This is a genomic window from Acidobacteriota bacterium (genome assembly GCA_035471785.1).
In the GTDB taxonomy this organism is placed as follows: domain Bacteria; phylum Acidobacteriota; class UBA6911; order RPQK01; family DATIPO01; genus JANQFM01.
Map to the genome: position 1 here is coordinate 14,856 of DATIPQ010000038.1, position 19,649 is coordinate 34,504.

The window sequence follows — 19,649 nt, forward strand, 5'->3', positions numbered from 1 at the left end:
TACTTTTGTGGCAGGATTGAATCCAAATGACCGTGATGTCCCTGAGCCGATCCCTGCGACAAATTGTCTGCAAGTGTTTTGCGGCCGGCCTGCCGGCCTGCCTTGCGCTGCTTTCCTTCGCCTACCCCCTGACCGCCCAGGACCGCGTGGTCGAGTCCAAGAAGGACGGCACCCAGCAAATACCGCGCATCCGCGTGAGCCAGGACCTGGTATTGGTGCGCACCACCGTCACCGATCCGCTCAACCGCTTCATCACGGGACTGCAAAAAGAGGACTTCCGGGTCTTCGAAGACAAAGTGGAACAGGAGATCGTCTACTTCGGCACTTCCAACAGTCCTGTCAGCGTGGGGCTGATCCTGGACACCAGCGGCTCCATGAAGGACAACATCGCCACGGCCCGGTCTTCCTTGCAGCGTTTCATGGACCAGGGCGACAGCCGTGACGAGTACTTCCTCATCACCTTCAACCAGCGTTCCGCACTGGTGCAGGACTTCACCAGCAGCCGACAGGAGATCGTCAACAAGATCGCCTGGACCAAGCCCACCGGCCAAACCGCCCTCTACGACGCCATCTACCTGGGCCTGGAGAAAATCGAAGAGGGACAATTCGATAAAAAGGCGCTGATCGTGGTTTCAGACGGCGAGACCAATTCAGATCGCTACACCTTCGAAGACATCGCTGAAGTGGCCGCCGAGGCCCAGGCCCAAATCTACGCCCTGGCCGAGCGGGGAGAAGCGGGCTACGGGGTCAGCGTGCTCAAGAGGCTGACCGATATCAGCGGCGGACGCATCTTCTATCCGGGCAGTTTTCAGCAGTTGAGCTACTACGTCGACTACATCCATTCGGAACTGCGTCATCAGTACGTGCTGGGCTTCAACTCCAACGCCGGTCCCAGCGACGATGAGTACCGCGACCTGGAGGTGCGCGTCGATCCTCCCGAGGGACTGCCGCGCCTGAGCATCCGCCACAGGACCAGCTACTACGCTCCCAGGCGCTAGCGCGCAGGTTCCAAGTTCCCTTCGTTTGCGAGTTGGAAACCGGGTCTTGGGAATTGGCGAAGCGCGTGGCGCGAAGCCTGAAACATCGCCTGCAGGTTTGCATCTCAGAACAACGCATGTATAAAGTACTCTCCGTGTTTGGCAGGACACTTATTTTGGCTTCGGCGGCGGCCCTGATCGGGGTGCCGGCCCTGGGTCAAGACACTTCCGGTTCCGATCAGACACCTCGCTTCAAGGCGTCGGTGGAGCAGGTGGTGCTCTACGTTTCGGTCTACGATCAGGAAGGCCACCTGGTGGCCGGTTTGGGCCGGGACCGTTTCCGCGTCTTCGAAGACAAGGTCGAGCAGGAGATCACCTACTTCGGCCTTGACGACGTCCCCTCCACCATCGGCATCGTGATGGACTCGAGCGGATCGATGCGAGGGCGCTTCGATTGGGTCAACCAGGCCACCTCGAAGTTCCTCGACGCCAACCATCCCGAGAACGAACTCTTCCTCATCGAGTTCAAGAACGAGGTTTCGCTGGAGGAGACCTTCACCCGCGACCCGGCCGACATCCGCGACGCCCTCGACAACATCATCATCTCAGGCGGAACCGCTCTTTACGACGCCATTTATCTGGCCGTCGACCAGGCCCGGGAGGGCAGCGAGCAGAAGAAGGCTCTGCTGGTTTTCACGGACGGAGAGGACAAAGACAGCTATTACCAGCAGCCCGAGTTGCTGGAGAAAGTCCGCGAAGCCGACACCCAGATCTATGTCGTGGCCTTTCTGGCCGACGACTTGAGCGACGACAAGGGGTTGTTCGGGGTCTTCAAGGGGGCCAGCGAGCGCGAAAAAGTGCAAAGGGACATCACCCAAATCGCCGAGTACACGGGCGGACAGGCCTTTTTCCCCGAGGACATCCGAGAATTGGACGAGATCTTTCCTCAAATCGCCAGCGACCTGCGCAACCAATACCGCATCGCCTACGCGCCCTCGCGGCCTCTAGGCGACGGAGAGTGGCGCGATGTGGACGTGGTGCTGGAAAGAGCCCGCGAAGACGGACTCAAGGTGCGCGTCCGCAAGGGATACTACGCCAAGTAGAGCCGCACCTCCGGGCGGGCCCGCTCTTTCGGCTTGACTCTGCCTTCACCCCTCCCTATCCTTTGCGCAATGAGTGAAATCCGAGCCGACAAGGTGTGGCACAACGGGGAGCTGATCGACTGGGACGACGCCCGCATCCACGTTGTATCCCACTCGGTACACTACGGCACCGCCTGGTTCGAGGGCATCCGTTGCTACCGCACCTCGCGGGGCTCCGAGGTCTTTCGGCTGCCTGAACACGTGCGCCGCCTTTACGATTCCTGCAGCATCTACCGCACCCGGATTCCCTTCACTCCCGAGGAGTTCCAGGCGGCCATTTTGGAGACCATCAAGGCCAACCGGCTCGAGGCCTGCTACATCCGTCCCATCATTTTGCGCGGTCAGGGGGCCATCGGAGTCAATCCTAAGCTGGCCGAGATCCAGTCCTTCATCATGGTGTGGGAATGGGGCAAGTACCTGGGCGAGGAGTCGCAGGAGAAGGGCGTCAAGGTCTGCACCAGTTCCTGGAACCGGGCCGCTCCCAACACCTTTCCCACCATCGCCAAGGCGGCCGGCAACTATCTCAACAGCGTCCTGGTCAAGATGGAGGCGGAGGCGCGGGGCTACCAAGAAGGCATCGCCCTGGACACTCAGGGCCTGATCAGCGAGGGCAGCGGCGAGAACCTCTTCCTGGTGCGCGACGACGTCATCTACACCTCCGAGCTGGTCCACGCCATTCTGCCCGGCATTACCCGCGATTGCGTCCTCACCTTGGCGCGCGAGCTGGGCTTCACCGTCAAAGAGCAGGCCTTGCCGCGCGAGATGCTCTATCTGTGCGACGAGGTTTTCTTTACCGGGACCGCCTGCGAGATCACCCCGATCAGCTCTATCGACGACCGTCCCGTAGGCGAGGGCCGCAGGGGACCCGTGACCGAGGCTTTGCAAAAGGCCTTCTTCGAGATCGTCGAAGGCAAGGTGGCCGACCGTCACCGATGGCTCACCCCGGTAGGCTGACCAGGTCCGACATTCGACTTGCGAACGTCGAACTTCCAAATGTCTCCCGACCGTACTAATTGCGAACACAGATCTGTCCGATAGGTAGTAAGATCGGGGAGGAGCGGCCGGGAACGACGACATGATCGATTTACGACGCCTGCTCAAGGCGGCCATCGAGAACGAGGCTTCAGACATCCACATCAAGGCGGAGTCGGTTCCCCAGATGCGGATTCTGGGAGAGTTGCGCGCGGCTGAGCAGTTTCCCACCGTCACCAAGGAAGACACCCTGGACCTGGCTCAGCATCTGCTCAACGCCCGCCAGCGCGAGGCCCTCACTCAGCGGGCCGAAATCGACCTTTCTTTCTCCATCGGGGGGGTCGGACGCTTCCGCCTGGCGGTCTTCCATCAGCGCGGCTCCATCTCGATGGTGATGCGGGTCATCTCAGACAGCGTGCCCGGAATGGAGGAGCTCAACCTTCCCCCGGTGCTGGCCGACATCGCCCTGGAGCGGCGCGGTATGGTGCTGGTGACGGGGACCACGGGAAGCGGAAAGTCCACCACCCTGGCCTCCATGATCCAGCACGTCAACAGGAACCGCTCCGCCCACATCATCACTATCGAAGACCCCATCGAATATTACTTCCGCGATCAGGAGGCGTTCATCTCCCAGCGCGAGGTCAAGCTGGATACCGAGAACTTCGGCGCCGCCCTGCGCGGTGCGCTGCGCCAGGACCCCGACATCATCATGGTCGGTGAGATGCGCGACTACGAAACCGTCCAGACGGCCCTGCAGGCGGCCGAAACGGGCCACCTGGTGCTGAGCACCCTGCACACCACCGACACCATCGAAACCATCAACCGCATCATCGCCATCTTCCCCGCCCATCAGCAGCAGGACATCCGTTTTCGAATGGCCTCCAGCCTGCGCGCCATCATTTCCATGCGCCTGATCCGCTCCTCCATCTTCGACGGACGCGTCCCGGCAGTGGAGATTCTGCGCAATACCGAGTACGTGCGCAGCCTCATCGAAGATCCGCACAAGACCAAAGAGATCAAGCAGGCGCTGGAGACGGGCTATACCCAGTACGGAATGCAGTCCTTCGACCGCTCCATTTTCGATCACTACACGGAAGGACGCATCAGCAAAGATGATGCCTTGGCCAACGCCTCCTCGCGCGAAGATCTGCAGTTGCGCATCCGCGGCATCGTCAGTTCTACTGAAGACCTGTGAGCGAGTCCAAATCCGCCTACCTTCGAGCCGTGGCCATGCTGGCCAAGCGCGCTCACAGCAGCTTCGAGTTGCGGCGCAAGTTGAAGAGCCGCCATTCCCCGGATGAGATCGAGGAGGCCCTGAGCAAGCTGGTCCGCCAGGGATTCCTCGACGACGCCCAGTTCGCCCTTCAGCGGGCCCGCCTGTGCCGCCTCGACAAGGCCTGGGGCGACCGGCGCATCAAGCTCGATCTGCAAAGCCACAAGATCGGCGGTGCCGCTATCGCCAAGGCCCTGGCGGCGGCTGAGTCCGAGCAGGGCGAGAGCCAGGCCTTGCAGCGCATCGTCGACAACTGGTTGCGCCTGCGGGGCCGGCCTGAAACCGCCCGCGAGTTGAAGAAGCTCTACGACCGCTGCCTGCGCATGGGCCACCGTCCGGCCCGGATACGGGCCTGCCTGGACCCCTATTTCAGCCGCCTGGAGTGGGATCCCGAGGCCTGAGGCCCTCCACGCCGAATCCATCTTGCCTGTATTATGATGAGCGACGCCATGAAGACAGCATCCGAGATTCGCGAAACGTTCCTCAGCTATTTCGAAGAACGGGGCCACAAGCGCGTGCGGTCCAGTTCCCTGGTTCCCCGCAACGACCCCACCTTGCTGTTTACCAACGCCGGAATGAACCAGTTCAAGGACGTTTTCCTGGGACTGGAGAAGCGGGAGTACAATCGCGCTGCCACCAGCCAGAAGTGCATGCGGGTGAGCGGCAAGCACAACGACCTGGAAAACGTGGGACGCACCGCCCGCCACCACACCTTCTTCGAGATGCTGGGCAATTTTTCCTTCGGCGACTACTTCAAGAAGGGCGCCATCGAATATGGATGGGAACTGTGTACCGAGGTCTACGGGCTGAACAAGGACCAGTTAGTGGCCACCGTCTACCGCGAGGACGACGAGGCTTACGATCTGTGGCGCAAGCACATCGGACTGCCCCAGGAGAGGGTCTTCCGGTTGGGTGAAGCCGATAACTTCTGGGCCATGGGCGACACCGGACCTTGCGGTCCCTGCTCGGAGATCCACTTCGACCTCACCGGCCACGGGGGTGGCAACCCTGAGACCAATCCGGAACGCTATTTCGAGGTCTGGAACCTGGTCTTCATGCAATACGACCGCGACGGTTCGGGAGCGATGACTCCCCTGCCCTCGCCTTCCATCGATACCGGAATGGGGCTGGAGCGCCTGGCCAGCCTGCTGCAGGGCGTCGACAGCAACTGGGAAACCGATCTCTTCAAGCCGCTGATCGATGAAGCCTGCCGCATCATCGGAGTCCGCTACGGCGAGGACCAAGACACCGACGTCAGCCTGCGGATCCTGGCCGACCACTCCCGCGCCTGCGCTTTCCTCATCAGCGACGGCGTGATCCCGGGCAACGAGGGGCGCGGCTACGTCATGCGCAAGATCGTGCGGCGCGCCATCCGCCACGCCAAAATGCTGGGGCGCACCGAGCCGATTCTCTACACCCTCACGGCCCTGGTGGCCAAGATCATGCAGGACGCCTATCCCGAACTGCAGCAAGGACGCGACTACGCCGCCAAGATCGTGCGCAACGAAGAGGAAAAGTTCTCGGCCACCCTCGATCACGGCTTGACCCGGCTCGACGAGATCATCGATTCGGTGGAAAAGAGGAAGAGCGACACCATCCCCGGCGATGAACTCTTCCGTCTCTACGACACCTACGGCTTCCCTCTCGACCTGGCCCGCGAAGTCGCTCAGGACAGGGATCTGAAGATCGATGAGCAGGGATTCGATTCCTGTATGGAGGAGCAACGCCGGCGGGCCCGCGCCAGTTGGAAGGGGGGAGAAGGCAAGAAGGCCGCCCCCAAGTATCAGGAAATGGCCGAGCGGGGCTTGCCCACCGAATTCACCGGCTACACCGACACCGAGGACGTCGAGGGGACGATCCTCTCTCTCCTCAGAGGAGACGAGGAAGTCGAAGTCCTGAAAGAAGGAGACGAGGGCCATGTGGTGCTGGACCGGAGCCCCTTCTACGCCGAGGCCGGCGGACAGGTGGGAGACAAGGGACGCATCGCCACCGACGGCGCCCAGGCTTCCGTCCTGGACGTGCAAAGTCCCGTGACCGGCCTGCGTCTGCACCGCGTCCAGGTTCAGCACGGCAAGCTCAGCAAAGGTGAGACGGTGCGTTCTTACGTGAGCCGCGAGCTGCGCTGGGACACGCAGCGAAATCACACCGCCACCCATCTGCTTCACGCCGCCCTGCGCGAAGTCCTGGGACCCCACGTCAAGCAATCCGGCTCGCTGGTGGCTCCGCAACGCCTGCGCTTCGACTTCTCCCACTACAAGGCGGTGACGGCTCTGGAACTGCGCGAGATCGAAGAAATGGTCAACCGCAAGATCCGCGAAAACATCGCGGTGGAGACCGAACTGCTCGGCCTCGACGAGGCCCTTAAGAAGGGCGCCATGGCCCTTTTCGGCGAAAAGTACGGCGAGCAGGTCAGGGTGGTCGATATTGCCGATTTTTCGCTGGAACTGTGCGGCGGGACCCATGTCCAGCGCACCGGCGATATCGGGCTCTTTCACATCGTCAGCGAGTCCTCCATTTCGGCCGGGACGCGCCGGGTTGAAGCGCTGACGGGGGAGGCGGCCCTGAACCGCGTCCTCGACAGCGAGAGCCTTCTGGAGGAGGTTTCGGGAGACCTGCATGTCCGCCGCGATGAGGTGACCGAGGCCGTTGAGCGCCTCTCCCGCGAACTCAAGGAGGCTCAGAAAAAGGTTGAGGAGCTGCAGCTTAAAGTAGCGCAGACACAGAGCGGAGACGCTTTGCGGGAAGCCCGTGAAATCAAAGGCATCAAGGTCTTGGCCCGCCAGGTCGAGCAACTCGACCGCAATGCCCTGCGCCAGTTGGCCGACCGTCTGCGCAACCAGCTCAAGAGCGGAGTGGTGTTGCTGGGCACGTCGGAAAACGGCAAAGCGGCGCTGGTGGCCATGGTCAGCGACGACCTCACCGACCGCATCCGCGCCGGCGACCTCATCCGCGAGGTAGCGCCGCTGGTAGGCGGCGGCGGCGGCGGACGTCCCCAGATGGCCGAAGCCGGCGGCAAAGACCCTTCCGGCCTCCCCAAAGCCCTGCAGCGAGCCTACGACTTCGTCTCTGAAAAGGCCTGAGTGAGCGAATTGAGGCTCCGATGGCGGAGAAATTCTGCCATACTTGGCGATGTGTGCGGAAGATCACTCGTCTTTCTGCGCGCTTGGGACATCTTGAAAGGACGTATGGCTAGGCTTGCGCTGTTTTTATGTCTGGCGGGACTGATGGGGGGAGACTTGTGGGCCCAGCAGGTCTATACCTATACCCGCCAGGACGGCACGCGCGTCTACAGCAATCTGGGCGGCGAACGTCATAAGGGCGCCGTCCCCTACCGCGGCCATGTCGGCGCCACGCGGCGCGGCAGCCAGACGGCGGCGGCTCCGGTTTCACCCCGCCTGGAGCGCCTGCCCGGTTCCGACGCCTACGACGACCTGATCGGCGAGATCTCCGGTCGCTATGGCGAAGACGAGAACCTGGTCAAGGCTATCATCGCCGTCGAAAGCGCCTTTCAACCCGACGTCATCTCCAACAAGAACTGCCGCGGACTGATGCAGTTGCATCCCGACACGGCGCGCCAGATGGGTGTGCGCGACGTCTTCGATCCAGCCCAGAACATCGAGGGCGGCGTCAAGTACCTGCGATACCTGCGCAAGAACTTCGATGACCTCGACCTGATTCTGGCCGCCTACAACGCGGGCGACGGCGCGGTTCGCAAGTATGGAGGCATTCCGCCCTACAAAGAAACCGAACGCTACATCGAGAAGGTCATGGCCCTCTACCAGCCGGCTCTTGAAGATCACCGCTCGGTGCGCCGCAACACCATCTACCGCGTCGTCATGCCCGACGGCAGCATCCTCCTCACCAACACCCCCAGCCAGGAAGTCTCCCGCCAAGCCGCCACCCGCCCCCGCTCCCGCGTAGTCGACGTCGACCTCACCGGAGGCACCCGGTAGCGACCTCCGGTCGAAGCCCCAAGATCCAATCCCCCACTCACAAGGCCAAGAGACCCATTCCCATTGAGAGCTGGCCACCTGGAAATTGGAAATCCGAGCCCCGGCGGGCTCGTTTCAGGGGTCGGAGTTAGAATGATGAGTGTCGTGAACGGGAGGATTGTGCGTTATAAGAAGCTAATAGCCCTGCTTCTCCTGGCGGGTTCGGTGCCGCTGGGCTTGGCTGCCTGGGGACACGACCGGGAGGGGGCGCGGAAGGCGTTTGGGAAGGCCAACCAATACCTGCGGACGCTGTATGCGCGGGACTTGCACCAGCGGGAAGAGGCGCAGTACGTCAGGGCTATCGAACTCTTTTATAGGGTGATCGACCTTGACCCCACTTACGGGGCCAGTGACGACGCCGTTCATCACATCGCCCGGCTTTACGACGAGAAGGCCCAGCGTTTCGGCGCCCTGGGGGACGTTGACAAGGCCATACACTACTATGAGTTCCTGGCCAGCGAGTATCCGCTGACGCAGCACAAGGAAGGCGCCTTGAAACGCGCCGCCTTTCTGAAATCAGAGCGGGAGGCCTTTGGCGGCCAGCCGGCCAGGAGCGCCGAAAGGGCGGCAAGCGCGGCACCGCGGGCTTCACCGAGCCCCCAGGCGGAAGAATCCGTCACCTTGAAGAGAATCCGCTACTGGTCAGGCCCGGAGTACACCCGCGTGGTGTTCGATCTCGACGGCGAAGCCGACTTTGAACAGCAGGTGCTGCAGAACCCATACCGCGTTTACTTCGATCTGCAAAACGCCCGCATGCGCAGCGGACTACCCGACTCATACGACGTCAGCGACGTCTTCATCGAGAGCGTGCGGGTGGGCCAGAACCGTCCCGGCGTGGTACGGGTGGTGCTGGACTTCGATCAGCCGGGCGAAACCTCGGTCTTCCGGCTGCATGACCCCTTCCGCATCGTGGTCGATACCAAGGCCAGCGACGGCGAGGAAAAAGGCGCCGATTCGGCCCAGGGCAAGTCGGTCAAGACGGCTTCGGCCGAGATCGCCCTGGACGAAGGAACGGCCACTACGCGCAGCACCCGCGAGGTGACGGCCGCTGCCAAGCCCAACATGCACGGAGACTACACGCTGACCCGCACGCTGGGTCTCAAGGTGGGGCGCATCGTCCTCGACCCCGGCCATGGCGGCCACGACACGGGCGCCATCGGGCCCGGCGGACTGGAAGAAAAAGAAGTGGTATTGGACGTGGCCAAGCGCCTCGACGAGATGCTGCGCGAACGGCTGGGCACCGAGGTCATCCTGACACGTAAAGAGGACGTCTTCATCCCCCTGGAAGAGCGAACGGCCATCGCCAACCAGAAGGGGGCCGACCTTTTCATCTCCATCCACGCCAATTCCAGTCCCAACCGCAAGGCCCTGGGGCTGGAGACCTTCTACCTGAGCCTGGCCACCACGGCTGACGAGAGGGCAGTAGCCAGCCGGGAAAACGCAGGCTCGCAGCGCACCATCCGCGAACTGGAGGGCCTGCTGCGCCAGATCACCAAGGGCGACTATAATGAGGAGTCGCGCGATCTGGCCCACGTGGTTCAGTCGCACCTGTTCGAGCACTTGCAGGAGCACGACACCAAGTCCCCCAACCGGGGCGTCAAGCGGGCGCCGTTCATCGTACTTGTGGGCTCCAATATGCCGGCCATCCTTACGGAGATCGGCTTCGTGAGCAACCCGGCGGAAGAAAAGCGGTTGAACCGCTCCGAGGACCGTCAGCGGATCGCCGAGGGGCTCTACAAGGGCATCGAGCAGTACTTCGTTTCGCTGGGAGCCGCGGCGGCACCCGCCACCTCGGCGGAAAGCCGCCAGTAGGCAGGAAAGGTCAGGGCACATCCGCTGCAGGACGAATTCAGGGTATGAAACTTTTCCCTCTTGGCGGGATCAAACCTCTCATCAGGATGACCTACGATTGGAAGCACCTCCCGGGCGCCGCCGCATTGCTTGTGCTGGTCGGCGCCCTTCCCTCGGCTCTTGCTTTCCCACAGGATGCCCTACTGGAAGGTCTTGATGGCTACCGGGTTGAGAGGCTGACGTCCGCAGCCGTGCTGGAGGGGGTTCCCCAGACGGTGCTGGACGAATATACCGTGCGCGATTCTTCGGATTGGCTGCTCAATCCCTCCGACGGGGGCGCCGAGATTGAAGTCAAGCTCTTTCGAATGCTGGATGCGCCCGGAGCTTTCGGGCTTCTCAGCTACTATCAGAAGGTCAGCGGCGGTCCTCAAGACAGGCTTCCCGATCTCTCCGTGCGCCACGCCTTCGGCGGACGTTCGCTGGCCCTCGCCATGGGGAGCGTCTTCGCCCTCCTGCGCGTCCCCGCCGACGAACTCTCTCCCCGCGAGCAGTTGGCGCCCGCGGCCCGCGCACTGTCGCAAGCCCTGAAAGAGAAATCGGTCGATCCGGTGACCGTCATCAACCTGCCCCGTCAAGACCTGATCGCCGGCTCGGTCAGCTTCTACCTGGGAGCAGCCGGATTGGACTCCGACCCCTTCTTCCCGGACCCCCTGATTCCAGTTCTGGGACTGCAGGAGGGGGTGGAGGTGACGACCGCCCGCTATAAAGACGGCGGCCTCGTACTGGTCGGGTATCCCACTCCCAGCCTGGCCAGAGCGGCCGAGTCGCGTTTGCTGGACTCGGCTCTGACGGCAGGCTTGAGCCTGAAGCGCTCGGGCATTCTGGTGGGACTGGCTTCGGGATCTAATGCCGAAGGCATTCTCGATCAGGTCAGCTACGATCCGCTGGTGCGCTGGGTGGAAGAGAAGGAACCCGCTCCGCCCATTACCTTCGAAAGCGAGATGAAGCTGGTGACGGGCATTTTCGCCAACTGGGTGCTCTTCACCATAGTCTTCATCCTGGTTGCCTCAGCCCTGGGAGGAGTGATCGGCGCCTCGAGGTACTTCTACAACCGCGCTCATCCCGAGAGGTTCGAAAAGGGCGGAATGATCCGCCTCGACCTGATCGAGCGCTGAACCGGACCTCCACACTGGAGAGAATCGCCGCAAGGATGCGCCTCCCACCTTCCCGGGGCCAGCCAGCTCCAAAGGTAGGTGGGAGGAGTCTGGGGAGGGCTTCCCAAGTCCAGAGAGCAACCCGCCTCTAAGGAGCGACGGGAGACATGCCTGGTGGGAGGCGCATCCTTGCGGCGATCCTGACGATGGACCAGGACGCCGCCATGCCCGATCCGGCTAGCCGCTGGGAATAAGAACAGCCCGCACATCCATGACGTTGGTATGTGTCGGGCCGGTTTTGAGGAGCTGTCCCAGAGGCTCGAAGAAGTGGTAGGAATCGTTGCGGCGCAAGAAGTCCCGGCATTCCAGTCCCAGGCCGGCGGCCCGCTGGCAGGTGGACGGCAGACTCCAGGCTCCGGCCGCGTCGGTAGGACCGTCTCCGCCGTCCGTCCCCAGCGAGACGAAGAGCACCTCGCGTTCGAATTGGCGGCTGTAGCGGGCGCACCACAAGGCGAATTCCTGGTTGCGTCCCCCTTTGCCCTCGCCGCTGACTCGTACCGTGGTCTCTCCTCCGCTGAGCAGGCAGCAAGGAGCCGGAAGGGGCAGTCCGGCCTGCAAGACCTCGCGGGCCATGGAGGCGTGAAAGCGGGCTGCCTCGGCGGTGTCGCCTTCCAGGGTGGAGGAAAGCACCAGAGGACGGAAGCCCTGAGCCCGGGCCACGTCGGCCGCAGCCAGCAGCGCCCTGCGGTTGTCGGCGATGATCCGGGTGCGGACGCGCTTGAAGCGGGGATCTCCAGGCTTGGGCGTCTCGCCACGCCCGCCCTGGGCCCCGGCCTTCAGCACCTCCATCACCGAAGCGGGCATGCGCGCTTCAACCTCATGCTCCTCCAGGATGCGCAGACAGTCCTGGAAGCTGGTCGGATCGGCCGCCGCAGGCCCCGAGGCGATGGAAGAGGGATCGTCTCCCACCACGTCGGAAACCAGCAGGGCCAGGACCCGGCATCCTGCGCAGTGATCGAGCAGCCGTCCGCCCTTGAGGCGGCTCAGGTGCTTGCGCAAGGCGTTGAGCTCGTGAATGTCGGCGCCCTGCGCCATCAGCAAGTCGATGGCCCTGGCCTTGTCTTGCAGCGAAACGCCTTCCACGGGCGCCGGAAGCAAAGCCGATCCGCCGCCCGACAACAGCAGAAGCAAGAGATCCTGGGGACCGAGGTGGTCACCCAGGAAGGCGATGACTTGCTCAGAGGCTTCCAGCCCGGCTTGATCGGGCTGGGGATGGCCGGCTTCCATCAGGCGGACCCGCTCGAGTCCGGGCAGTCCGTGGCCGTGCTTGGTGACAGCCAGTCCCGCCTCAAGCCTGTCTCCCAGATAGCCTTCGGCGGCCAGAGACATGGCCGCGGCGGCTTTCCCCACGGCCAGCAGGTAGACGCTTCCCTTGGTGCTCTCCAGGACATCGGACTCGCCTTGCAGTCCGCGCCCTACGGCATCTCCCGAATCGACGGCCTTAAGAGCCGCCTCCTGCATGGGACGCCAGATGTTCAGCAGTTCCGACAAGTGCTAGTACCCGGAAGCCTTTGCGTCGCCCCGGCGCGGATCGGGAGCACCGTAGCGCACTCCGTCTTCAGGATCGATGAGGACGCTGTGGGCGTCGCCGATGGACCCCACGTAAGAAATGCGATGGCCCCGGTTCTGCAGGGCGTGAACCACGTCCATTACCAGCGCGTCCCGCTCGGCGCGGATCTGGTCGGGGAGCCATTGGTGGTGAATGCGCGGCGCGTCCACCGCCTCCTGGATGTCCATGCCGTGGTCGACGACGTTCATGATGATCTGGAAGACAGTATTGATGATGGTGGGGCCGCCCGGACTTCCCAGCACCATGTAGAGCTTGCCGTCCTTCTTGACCAGCGTCGGCGTCATGGCGCTGAGGGGGCGCTTGCCGGCTCCCACCGCGTTGGCTTCGCCTTGAATCAACCCGTAAAGGTTGGGATGTCCCGGCTTGGATGAGAAATCGTCCATCTCGTTATTGAGCAGAAATCCGGCCCCTTTGACCGTCACGCCCGAACCGTAGCCCGCATTGATCGTTGTGGTTACGGCCACCCCGCTGCCCTCCGCGTCGACCACCGAGTAATGGGTGGTCTCTTCCGATTCGTAGCCGTAGGCGTCGGCGTGGGAGACGTACGAACTGGGAGAGGCCCATTGAGGATCGATGGAGGGTTTCCACTGCTCGGCGTAGCCCTTGGAGACCAGCGCATCGGTGGGAAGGTCGGTGAAGTCGGGATCGCCCAGAAACTCGGCGCGGTCGGCAAAGGCCCGGCGCATCGACTCCGCTTTCAGGTGGACGCTGCGCGAAGAGCCGTATCCCAGGTGCTCTATGGGATAAGGTTCGATCAGGTTAAGCATCTCCACCAGAATCACCCCGCCTGAACTGGGAGGCCCCATGGAGACGATTTCATAGCCCCGATAGGTCCCCGTGACCGGATCCCGCATCTGGGGTTGATAGTTGATCAGGTCTTCCTCGGTGATGTTGCCGCCGTTGGCCCGCATGTCCTGGACGATGAGGCGGGCGGTTTCTCCCCGGTAGAATCCGTCCGGACCCTGCTCGGCGATGCGCTGCAGAGTGTCGGCCAGCTCCGGTTGCCGGAAGGTCTCGCCCTCTTCCCAGAACTCGCCGTTCTTGAGGAAGATGCGCTTGCTTTCGGGAAAGCGTTCCAGAAGAGGGGCCGCGTTCTTGAGCGAGCGGGCGAAGACGTCGGAGACCTCGAACCCCTCCCGGGCCAGATGCACGGAGGGTTCCACGAGATCTTTCCAGGGCAGCCTGCCGAAGCGCTTCCAGGCCATGTGCAGTCCAGCCACCGCTCCGGGGACGCCGGACGCCAGATATCCCACCGTGGAGCGCTCGGGAATCACATCGCCTTCCTCGTCCAGATACATGTCGCGGTGAGCGCCGGCGGGCGCCATCTCGCGGTAATCGATGGTGTAGTCGCGGCCTTCCGCGGCGTCGTGGATGACCATGAAACCGCCGCCGCCGATGTTTCCGGCGGCCGGATGGACCACGGCCAAAGCGAAGCCGACGGCCACCGCGGCGTCGACGGCGTTGCCGCCTTCGCGCAGGATGTCGCGGCCGACATCGCTTGCGTAGTGGCTGGTGCTGACTACCATCCCCTTGTTTGCCTTTACGGGCGCACGGCTGGCCCCTTCAAGCCGGAGGGGCGCGGGAGAGGCGGCAAGCAGCGACAAAAGGAGCGAGGCGAAGAGCAGGCGCTTTCTCATGCGGATATTATGGAGTCCGCCCGCCGGACGATCAACTCTTCAGTGCCTCATTGAGAGAACCGGAGCGGAATCCCTTCATGTCGAGGGTCACATAAAGGTAGCCCAGTTGGCGCAAATGCCGATGCACCCGCTGCATGACCCCGGCATCAAGCAACAGCGGCAGCTCGCGGCGGTCCACCTCGAGGCGGGCCAGCTCCTCGTGATGGCGGACGCGGAAGTTGCTCAACCCCATCCCGCGCAGGAAGGCCTCGGCCTGCTCCACCTGGGCCAGCTTCGCCTCGGTGATGGATACGCCGTAGGGGAAGCGGGAAGACAGGCAAGGCATGGCCGGCTTGTCCCAGCTCTTGAGGCCCCACTTGCGGGAAAGGCTGCGGATCTCGTCCTTGCTGATCGAGCATTCCAGCAGCGGACTGCTGACTTTCTTTTCGCGGGCCGCCTGCCGTCCCGGACGGTAGTCGCTGGCATCGTCCAGGTTGGCTCCGTCGAGGACGGCTTCAACGCCCCACTCCAGGCGAAGCCTCTCCAGACGTCCGTAGAGCTCGGTCTTGCAGAAATAGCATCGGTTGGCGGGATTGGAGGTGTAGCCCTCGAGATCCATCTCGGCGGTGTCGATAAAGCGGTGGCGCAATCCGTGGCGCCGCGCGAATTCCTGGGCCATTTCCCGTTGCATCTGCGACACGGCGGGAGAGAGTGCGGTCACGGCCCGGGCCTTGCGGCCCAAGGCGCGGTGGGCCATGAAGGCCAGGTAGGAGCTGTCCACCCCTCCGCTGAAGGCCACGATGACGCTGGAATAGCCCTTCAGCAGCTCGACCAGACGCTCTTCCTTGGCCTCTGTTCGAATATCGACCATGCGCGAATGTTATCACGCGCGGGAAGCGCCGGGTCCGCCCGCCCGCGGGGCCCTGTGCTAGACTTGAAGGGCTCTGGGCCATGGCGAACCTTTGAAATCGAACCTGCATCTGGTAAAGATTATGAGACGTCCAATCACGCGCTTGTTGATGACCGCTTTATTGTTGGCTGCCGCCCTCGTCGGCGGCATCCTGATGGGGCAGGACCGCAAACAGATCGAGGAAGAAAAAGACAAGCCCAAGGGACAGGCCGCCCTGGCGGTCAAGGTGGAGCAGGTGCGCGTGGACGTCAGCGTCCGCGACAAGAAGGACAACCTGATCACCGGTCTCCAGGCCCAGCATTTCGAGGTCTACGAAGACAAGGTCAAGCAGGAGATCACCAACTTCCAGGACATCGACGCCCCCATGACGGCCGTGCTGCTCATCGAATACAGCAAGGTGCTGGCGTGGGAGATGCTCTACGAGGCCTGGCTGGGCTCCCATCGCTTCGTTCAGCAGATGCGTCCCGGCGACTGGGTGGCGGTGATGGCCTATGACCTCCGCCCCGAGATCCTGGTCGACTTCACCCAGGACAAGGCCGAGGTTTGGAACGCCCTGCGCCGCCTCAACTACCCGGCCTTCCGCGAGAGCAACCTCTACGACGCCCTTTTCGACGTGCTCGACCGAACCCAAGAAGTAGAGGGAAAGGTTGTCGTCGTGCTGGTTTCCAGCGGACTCGACACCTTCAGCAAGAAGAATCTGGGAGAAACGCTCAAGCGGGTCAAACGCGCCAACGCCACCATCTATACGGTGGGGCTGGGCGGCAACCTGCGGGCCCGCGCCGATCACCGCATGAGCAGCAGCACCCGGATGGATTTCCTGCAAGCCGACGCGGCCCTCAAGAACTTCGCCAAAGAGACGGGCGGCGAGTCCTTCTTCCCCCGCTTCACCTCGGCCTTTCCCGCCATATTCGAGACCATCTCACTGCTGGCGCGCAACCAGTATTCGATCGGCTACATCAGCAGCAACGCCGGTTCGGGCAAAGATGATTTTCACAAGATCGAGGTCAAAGTCAAGGCCGACGTGGACGGCGACGGCAAGCCCGACAAGTTCAAGGTCAATCATCGTCAAGGCTGGCTTGAACAGGACTCTTGATGGGGATCTGCTCGGTGATCTCCAGGTTGAATCCCTGCAGCGCCACGATCTTCTTGGGGTGGTTGGTGAGCAGACGGACTTTGCGCAGCCCCAGGTCGCCTAGAATCTGAGCCCCCACTCCGTACTCGCGGAAGGTTCCCCGGGGATGGCTGCGTCCCGCCGGACGCGAGTCCTGATCGAACTCCTGGGCCAGGGCTTCTTCACGGTCGTGGGGACGCAGGTAAACAAGGACTCCGCAACCCTCTTCCTCGATCTGCCTCATGGCTCCCCGCAGTTCCCGTCCGGCCTGGGAATGAAAGCTCAGGAAGACGTCGGCCAGCACCGATTCGGTGTGGACGCGCACCAGGGTCGGTTGCTCGGCCCGGATTTCGCCCTTGACGAAGGCCAGGTGGCGCCGATGGTCGAGCCGATTCTCGTAGAGATGCACCTGAAAAGAGCCCATTTCGCCTTGAAAAGGCATCGACGCAGTGCGTTCCACGAAACGCTCGGTGGCCAGCCGAAAGGTGATCAGGTCTGAGATGGAAAGGGTCTTGAGCCCTTCCTTCTCGGCGAACTCGCTCATCTCCTCCAAACCCGCCATGGTGCCGTCACTGTTGAGCATCTGGCAGATGACGGCCGCCGGTTGACAACCGGCGATGCGGGCCAGGTCAACAGCCGCCTCGGTCTTTCCGGCCCGCGCCAGCACTCCGCCGGGCCGTGCCCGCTGGGGAAAGATGTGCCCGGGCATGACGATGTCCTCGGCCTCAGACTTGGGGTCGATGGCGGTCAGGATGGTGGTGGCCCGGTCGGCCGCCGAGATCCCCGTTGTCACGTCGCGGCGGGCCTCGATGCTGACGCAAAAGGCGGTGGCGTGAGGGGCGCGGTTCTTGGGCGCCATCAGCGGAATGCGCAGATGATCGAGCTGCTTGGCCGTCATGGGCAGGCAAACCAGTCCGCGGGCCTGGGCGGCCATGTAATTGACGGCCTGCGGAGTGACTTTTTCGGCGGCCATCATCAAGGCCCCCTCATGACGGCCCGAAGCTTCGTCGATCAAGACCACCAAACGGCCTTCGGCCACTTCCTGGGCCGCTTGTTCCACTCGGTTGAGGCTCATAACTGCTTGCTACTTGATGGGCGGCGGTTTCTTGATCCACCTGAGAGGACGCTGGTCCTCGGTATTGATGATTTCCAGCCGCTGGCTGAAATAGGGGGTCCGGTAGCTCAAGATGAGCGGATTGGAGGGGTCGTCCAATACCGTCCATTCCCCGCCCCGGCTGTCCCTGACCTTCCAGGCCGGCAGTTCGACTTCCTCGCCGTTGAGCCTGAGGGCGACGCTGGTCCGGCCCCTGCGCTCGATCTTGTAAGGAAGATTGGAGCGCTTGATCTTGACCGAGCCCCTGTCGACCATCATGTTAAAGGCCTCTTCGGCCATCCACAGGGTCATGACGTCTTCGGAACGCATCTCCACGCCGACTTCGAAAAGTCCGCTGAAAGTGAGCTGCTCGCCCTGGGAAACGGCCTTGCGGTAGAGGTGAACCGTCCCCTGATCGTTGAGATTCTCCCACTCCAACACGATGTCGGGCTTGAAGCGCGCCAGGCGCACCACGAAGCGGCTGGTTTCGTCGCGCACTTCGTTCTGGTAGACCAGCACGCTCCTGGCGCCCAGTTCCAGCCGCCCGTCAGGAGGAAGAGCGAGGCTGATCGTCAGGGTCGCCAGCGCGACCCAAAATCCGTTCCACATGCGATTGCACATACTTGCTGATGACATCCGTTTCTAGGTTGACGTGATCTCCCTGCCGGAGGTTCGAAAAGGTCGTCGCCTGATAGGTATGAGGAATGATGGTCACCTCCAGCCAATCCGGCCCCAAGGCGGAGATGGTGAGACTGACGCCTTCGAGGGTGATGCTTCCTTTGAAGACGCAAAAATCGAGGATTTCGCGTCCGGCCTGAAAGCGGAAGATCCAGGAATTACCTTCTTCTCGGATCGAGGCCACCTGGGCGCGCCCGTCGACGTGGCCCTGTACCAGGTGCCCGCCCAGGAAGTCGGCGCCGCGCAAAGCCGGCTCCAGGTTGACCTGATCGCCCTCTTTGAGACTGCCCAGGGTGCTGCGGCGCAAAGTCTCCGGCGTCGCCGTCACTTCAAAGCCGCCGGAAGAGAGGGATTCGACCGTCAGGCAAACGCCGCTCACCGATACGCTGTCGCCGACCTTGAGGTCGTCCAGCACCTGGCTGCAGCTCAGGCTGAGGGTAGAGCCCGCCAGGCTGTTCTCCACCGCCGCCACCTCTCCTTTTTCGCGCACGATTCCGGTAAACATCTCTATGCCGCTTTCAGTTTCTTCACTTCGCTGTCCAAGAGCTTGCGAGCATGGCCGGGGCGGAGGCCGCCCAGGCGCACCGGTCCCACCGCGATACGCTTGAGGCGCAGCACATGGTGGTTGATGGCTTCGAACATTTTTCGGATCTGGCGGTTCTTCCCCTGACGCAGCCTGATTTCGAACCAGATGTTGTTTTCGGTCTTCTTGAGAAACTTGATTTTGCAGGGGGCGTACTGGACTCGTCCGCTGCGCAGGCCTTTGCGCAGAAGGTCGAGTTTATCGCGGGCCGGATGACCCTGAATCTTGACGCGGTAGACCTTTTCCAAGGTTCCGGCCTGCATGATCTTCCTGGCCAATTCGCCGTCGTTGGTGAGAATCATCAGTCCTTCGCTGTTGAAGTCCAGACGTCCGGCGGGATAAATGCGCCGGGTGCTGGGAACCAGCTTGCGGACCACCGGGCGGTTGCGGTCGTCTCGAACGGCGCTCAACATGCCCACCGGCTTGTGGACGGCCCAATATTCGAGCGACTCAGGCCGGATCAGCTTGCCGTTGACCTTGATATGGTCGCGCTCGGGATCGGCTTGGCTGCCCAGCTTGCGCACGACTTTCCCGTTGACCGTCACCTGGCCTTGCTCGATGAGGCGTTCGGCCTGCCTGCGCGAGGCGATGCCGGCGTGGGCGATGATTTTCTGCAGCCGTTCCCCCATGCCGCACAGTCTACCGGAAAGAGGCGGCGGACGCGATTGTCGGGCCTCCCGCAACTTCAACCCGAGGGGAGGATCTATGGCTATAATAGGGCCCGAAT

17 protein-coding genes are annotated in these 19,649 nt (G+C 62.6%); 10 read left to right on the forward strand and 7 right to left on the reverse strand.

Going from position 1 to position 19,649, the window contains the following annotated elements:
- Nucleotides 1–26 precede the first annotated feature (26 nt).
- From VLU25_05820 to VLU25_05860, 9 genes are all read left to right on the forward strand, one after another.
- On the forward strand, nucleotides 27–998 hold the full coding sequence (locus tag VLU25_05820; protein HSR67440.1) for a VWA domain-containing protein: 972 nt from the start codon (nucleotides 27–29) through the stop codon (nucleotides 996–998).
- A gap of 134 nt (nucleotides 999–1,132) precedes the next feature.
- Entirely contained in the window at nucleotides 1,133–2,080 is a 948-nt protein-coding gene (locus VLU25_05825; protein HSR67441.1) for a VWA domain-containing protein, read from the forward strand.
- A gap of 69 nt (nucleotides 2,081–2,149) precedes the next feature.
- Nucleotides 2,150–3,073: a branched-chain amino acid transaminase gene (locus VLU25_05830; GenBank protein ID HSR67442.1), complete on the forward strand. Its 924-nt coding sequence runs from the start codon at nucleotides 2,150–2,152 to the stop codon at nucleotides 3,071–3,073.
- Nucleotides 3,074–3,194: 121 nt separating this feature from the next.
- Nucleotides 3,195–4,286 (forward strand): PilT/PilU family type 4a pilus ATPase, encoded by a 1,092-nt coding sequence (locus VLU25_05835; protein HSR67443.1) that lies wholly within the window; start codon nucleotides 3,195–3,197, stop codon nucleotides 4,284–4,286.
- Nucleotides 4,283–4,765 carry a RecX family transcriptional regulator gene (locus VLU25_05840; GenBank protein ID HSR67444.1) on the forward strand — a complete coding sequence of 161 codons (483 nt, stop codon included), beginning with the start codon at nucleotides 4,283–4,285 and terminating at the stop codon, nucleotides 4,763–4,765. The genes VLU25_05835 and VLU25_05840 overlap by 4 nt, the downstream gene beginning before the upstream one ends.
- Before the next feature lie 48 nt (nucleotides 4,766–4,813).
- Entirely contained in the window at nucleotides 4,814–7,444 is a 2,631-nt protein-coding gene (gene alaS / locus VLU25_05845; protein ID HSR67445.1) for an alanine--tRNA ligase, read from the forward strand.
- A gap of 105 nt (nucleotides 7,445–7,549) precedes the next feature.
- A complete protein-coding gene (locus VLU25_05850; protein ID HSR67446.1) occupies nucleotides 7,550–8,317 on the forward strand; it encodes a lytic transglycosylase domain-containing protein in 768 nt (255 codons plus the stop codon).
- A 144-nt stretch (nucleotides 8,318–8,461) separates the two neighbouring features.
- Nucleotides 8,462–10,168, forward strand: a complete 1,707-nt coding sequence (locus VLU25_05855; GenBank protein ID HSR67447.1) for an N-acetylmuramoyl-L-alanine amidase — start codon at nucleotides 8,462–8,464, stop codon at nucleotides 10,166–10,168.
- Nucleotides 10,169–10,212: 44 nt separating this feature from the next.
- Nucleotides 10,213–11,322, forward strand: a complete 1,110-nt coding sequence (locus VLU25_05860) for a DUF6599 family protein (protein HSR67448.1) — start codon at nucleotides 10,213–10,215, stop codon at nucleotides 11,320–11,322.
- A 216-nt stretch (nucleotides 11,323–11,538) separates the two neighbouring features.
- On the opposite strand, the gene VLU25_05865 is transcribed toward VLU25_05860, so the two are convergent.
- From VLU25_05865 to larE, 3 genes are all read right to left on the reverse strand, one after another.
- Complete coding sequence (locus VLU25_05865; protein HSR67449.1) at nucleotides 11,539–12,852, reverse strand: DUF4147 domain-containing protein; 1,314 nt, start codon at nucleotides 12,850–12,852, stop codon at nucleotides 11,539–11,541.
- A 3-nt stretch (nucleotides 12,853–12,855) separates the two neighbouring features.
- Nucleotides 12,856–14,457: a gamma-glutamyltransferase gene (gene ggt, locus VLU25_05870; GenBank protein HSR67450.1), complete on the reverse strand. Its 1,602-nt coding sequence runs from the start codon at nucleotides 14,455–14,457 to the stop codon at nucleotides 12,856–12,858.
- Between the two features lie 142 nt (nucleotides 14,458–14,599).
- The gene (gene larE, locus VLU25_05875; GenBank protein ID HSR67451.1) at nucleotides 14,600–15,418 is read right to left on the reverse strand and encodes an ATP-dependent sacrificial sulfur transferase LarE; all 819 of its coding nucleotides are present in this window, start codon (nucleotides 15,416–15,418) and stop codon (nucleotides 14,600–14,602) included.
- A gap of 121 nt (nucleotides 15,419–15,539) precedes the next feature.
- On the opposite strand from larE, the gene VLU25_05880 reads away from it, so the two are divergent.
- Entirely contained in the window at nucleotides 15,540–16,550 is a 1,011-nt protein-coding gene (locus tag VLU25_05880; protein ID HSR67452.1) for a VWA domain-containing protein, read from the forward strand.
- On the opposite strand, the gene ribB is transcribed toward VLU25_05880, so the two are convergent.
- From ribB to VLU25_05900, 4 genes are read right to left on the reverse strand one after another with little or no spacing between them, the layout of a single operon-like run.
- The gene (gene ribB / locus VLU25_05885) at nucleotides 16,513–17,643 is read right to left on the reverse strand and encodes a 3,4-dihydroxy-2-butanone-4-phosphate synthase (protein ID HSR67453.1); all 1,131 of its coding nucleotides are present in this window, start codon (nucleotides 17,641–17,643) and stop codon (nucleotides 16,513–16,515) included. The genes VLU25_05880 and ribB overlap by 38 nt on opposite strands.
- A 9-nt stretch (nucleotides 17,644–17,652) precedes the next feature.
- Nucleotides 17,653–18,270 (reverse strand): hypothetical protein, encoded by a 618-nt coding sequence (locus tag VLU25_05890; protein ID HSR67454.1) that lies wholly within the window; start codon nucleotides 18,268–18,270, stop codon nucleotides 17,653–17,655.
- Nucleotides 18,209–18,844, reverse strand: a complete 636-nt coding sequence (locus tag VLU25_05895) for a riboflavin synthase (protein ID HSR67455.1) — start codon at nucleotides 18,842–18,844, stop codon at nucleotides 18,209–18,211. Before VLU25_05895 ends, VLU25_05890 begins: the two co-directional genes overlap by 62 nt.
- Before the next feature lie 2 nt (nucleotides 18,845–18,846).
- The gene (locus VLU25_05900; GenBank protein ID HSR67456.1) at nucleotides 18,847–19,551 is read right to left on the reverse strand and encodes a pseudouridine synthase; all 705 of its coding nucleotides are present in this window, start codon (nucleotides 19,549–19,551) and stop codon (nucleotides 18,847–18,849) included.
- Nucleotides 19,552–19,649 lie beyond the last annotated feature (98 nt).

Bases quoted from the DNA above. Each gene is read 5' to 3' on its own strand.
- VLU25_05880 (HSR67452.1), top strand. From the start codon at position 15,540: ATGAGACGTCCAATCACGCGCTTGTTGATGACCGCTTTATTGTTGGCT.
- VLU25_05850 (HSR67446.1), top strand. From the start codon at position 7,550: ATGGCTAGGCTTGCGCTGTTTTTATGTCTGGCGGGACTGATGGGGGGA.
- VLU25_05830 (HSR67442.1), top strand. From the start codon at position 2,150: ATGAGTGAAATCCGAGCCGACAAGGTGTGGCACAACGGGGAGCTGATC.
- alaS (HSR67445.1), top strand. From the start codon at position 4,814: ATGAAGACAGCATCCGAGATTCGCGAAACGTTCCTCAGCTATTTCGAA.
- ggt (HSR67450.1), bottom strand. From the start codon at position 14,457: ATGGTAGTCAGCACCAGCCACTACGCAAGCGATGTCGGCCGCGACATC.
- VLU25_05900 (HSR67456.1), bottom strand. From the start codon at position 19,551: ATGGGGGAACGGCTGCAGAAAATCATCGCCCACGCCGGCATCGCCTCG.
- VLU25_05890 (HSR67454.1), bottom strand. From the start codon at position 18,270: ATGTGGAACGGATTTTGGGTCGCGCTGGCGACCCTGACGATCAGCCTC.
- VLU25_05860 (HSR67448.1), top strand. From the start codon at position 10,213: ATGAAACTTTTCCCTCTTGGCGGGATCAAACCTCTCATCAGGATGACC.
- VLU25_05835 (HSR67443.1), top strand. From the start codon at position 3,195: ATGATCGATTTACGACGCCTGCTCAAGGCGGCCATCGAGAACGAGGCT.
- VLU25_05895 (HSR67455.1), bottom strand. From the start codon at position 18,844: ATGTTTACCGGAATCGTGCGCGAAAAAGGAGAGGTGGCGGCGGTGGAG.
- ribB (HSR67453.1), bottom strand. From the start codon at position 17,643: ATGAGCCTCAACCGAGTGGAACAAGCGGCCCAGGAAGTGGCCGAAGGC.
- larE (HSR67451.1), bottom strand. From the start codon at position 15,418: ATGGTCGATATTCGAACAGAGGCCAAGGAAGAGCGTCTGGTCGAGCTG.
- VLU25_05820 (HSR67440.1), top strand. From the start codon at position 27: ATGACCGTGATGTCCCTGAGCCGATCCCTGCGACAAATTGTCTGCAAG.